The following is a 2041-nucleotide window of genomic DNA, read 5'->3' as shown; positions in this document are numbered from 1 at the left end:
GGGGTGGGCATGAGCAGCCGTTTCTCCAGCCGTGCGGCGGGGGTGGCCTGCCTTCGGGAGGCGGCCGGTGACGACGAGTTAACACGGTGTTGACCAAGGAATGATCCGTGCGGATTGACCACGCTCGCACCCGAACCTACCGTCGTCAACACGGGCGTTCCCACGATCCGTTGCACACTCGTTGCCCAGTGTGAGGCCGGTGCCCTGCATGGACGTCTCATTTCTCGGCGGGCCCAGCCCGCAGCGCGGGGTCGGCGTCGTCGCCCCCTTCGACTTCGCTCTCGACCGCGAGCTGTGGCGCTGGGTGCCGGACGAGGTCTCCCTGCACATGACACGAACACCGTTCGTGCCGGTCGAGGTCAGCCTCGATCTCGCCCGCATGGTCAGCGAACACCAGACGCTGAGCGAGGCGGTCGGCACGCTCAACGCCATCGCCCCCGAGGTCATCGCCTACGCCTGTACCTCGGGCAGCTTCGTCGGTGGCGTCATGGGCGAGCGCGCGATGTGCGAGGCGATGAGCCGGGCGGGCGCCGTACCGGCGATCACCACCTCGGGCGGGCTGCTGGAGGCCCTGGTGGAGCTGGACGTACGGCGGGTGGCGCTGGTGACGCCGTACACGGTGTCGGTGACGCAGGCGCTGGAGGCCTATGTGGCCCAGGCGGGCGTCACGATCGCCGGCTGCGCCTTCATGGGCCTGACCCGGCACATCTGGAAGGTCCCCTACCGGGAGGTCGTGGACATGGCGCGGCAGGCCGTACGCGACGACGCCGACGCCCTGTTCATCAGCTGCACCAACCTGCCCACCTACGACGTCATCCCCCAGCTGGAGGCCGAGCTGCGCATCCCGGTGATCTCGGCCAACCAAGTGACGATGTGGGCGGCGCTGCGCCGACTGGGTACCCGTGCGGTGGGACCGTATCAAGCGCTGATCAATCCGGAGGCGCGGGCCGGTCTCGGATCGCCGGGGGCGAACCACGGTCCCGTCGTGCCGGAAGAAGAGCAGCAGCAGGAAGGCTGGACATGACAGCACTGGGATTTCTCTACCCGGGCCACTCGGCCGAGGACGACTATCCGCGCATCGAGCAGTTGCTGGGCAGCGACATCCGGGTGGACCTGGTGCACACCGACATCGGTGAGGACGCGCACCGGGTGGACGCGCTGCTGGAGATGGGCTCCGCCGGCCGGCTCGCGGCGGGCGTGCAGGAGCTGCGGCACGCCGGCGCGGACGCCGTGGTGTGGGCCTGCACCAGCGGCAGCTTCGTCTATGGCTGGGACGGCGCGCAGGAGCAGGTGCGCACCCTGGCGCAGACCGCCGGCATGCCGGCCTCCTCGACGTCCTTCGCGTTCGTGCACGCGGTACGGGAGCTGGGGGCGCGCCGGGTCGCGATCGGCGCGACGTACCCGGACGACGTGGCCCGGCTGTTCGCCGAGTTCCTGCGGGCGGACGGCGTCGAGGTCGTCTCGGTGAAGAGCTCCGGCATCATCACGGCCGCCGAGGTCGGCACCTGGGGCGAGGCGGAACTGCTCGCCCTGGCCCGGCACTCCGACCACCCCGACGCCGACGCCCTCCTCCTCCCCGACACGGCCCTGCACACGGCGGCCCACATCCCGGCCCTGGAGAAGGACCTCGGCAAGCCGGTCCTCACCGCCAACCAGGTCACGGTCTGGGAGGCCCTCCGCCTGGCGGACCGCCGCGTGAACGCGCCGGAACTGGGCGCGCTGTTCACGAGGGAGCCGATCGTCCAGGCATGAGCGGGTGTGCCGTCCTCGCCGCCCACGGCAGTTGCCGCGGGCGGCGAGGGGGAGGCCGGCCTATGACCGATTGCGCCGGATCGCGACCACGACCATCCAGACACAAACGAGCAGAATGACGCCGTACAACGCCCAGTCGGGCAGCCATCCCATGCCCTTGTAGGCCAACGGGACGCTGTCTGCCGAAGCTCTCATCGCGGACTCTCCTCCTCCTGACGAGCCTGACAACCCTGATGGCCGCGGGATGCCTATCGCTTCCGTTCAGGCGGCGGGGGCGGGGGCGGGGGAT

General features: G+C 70.4%; 3 protein-coding genes. 2 read left to right on the top strand and 1 reads right to left on the bottom strand.

The window, feature by feature from the left end:
* Window positions 1-208: 208 nt before the first annotated feature.
* Entirely contained in the window at window positions 209-1024 is an 816-nt protein-coding gene (locus CA983_RS43080; RefSeq protein ID WP_086606045.1) for a maleate cis-trans isomerase family protein, read from the top strand.
* Window positions 1021-1752 carry a maleate cis-trans isomerase family protein gene (locus CA983_RS43075; RefSeq protein WP_086606044.1) on the top strand — a complete coding sequence of 244 codons (732 nt, stop codon included), beginning with the start codon at window positions 1021-1023 and terminating at the stop codon, window positions 1750-1752. The genes CA983_RS43080 and CA983_RS43075 overlap by 4 nt, the downstream gene beginning before the upstream one ends.
* A 60-nt stretch (window positions 1753-1812) precedes the next feature.
* Here the strand turns inward: CA983_RS43075 and CA983_RS49050 are convergent, their stop codons facing one another.
* On the bottom strand, window positions 1813-1947 hold the full coding sequence (locus CA983_RS49050) for a hypothetical protein (protein WP_279628519.1): 135 nt from the start codon (window positions 1945-1947) through the stop codon (window positions 1813-1815).
* Between the last annotated feature and the right edge of the window lie 94 nt (window positions 1948-2041).

The sequence above is a fragment of the Streptomyces swartbergensis genome, from assembly GCF_002148965.1.
In the GTDB taxonomy this organism is placed as follows: domain Bacteria; phylum Actinomycetota; class Actinomycetes; order Streptomycetales; family Streptomycetaceae; genus Streptomyces; species Streptomyces swartbergensis.
The sequence above is the reverse complement of the archived record's forward strand: the minus strand, read 5'-3'. Positions and strand labels throughout refer to the sequence as shown.

Coding starts and splice junctions, on each gene's coding strand:
- CA983_RS43075 (WP_086606044.1), top strand. CDS start 1,021: ATGACAGCACTGGGATTTCTCTACCCGGGCCACTCGGCCGAGGACGAC.
- CA983_RS43080 (WP_086606045.1), top strand. CDS start 209: ATGGACGTCTCATTTCTCGGCGGGCCCAGCCCGCAGCGCGGGGTCGGC.
- CA983_RS49050 (WP_279628519.1), bottom strand. CDS start 1,947: ATGAGAGCTTCGGCAGACAGCGTCCCGTTGGCCTACAAGGGCATGGGA.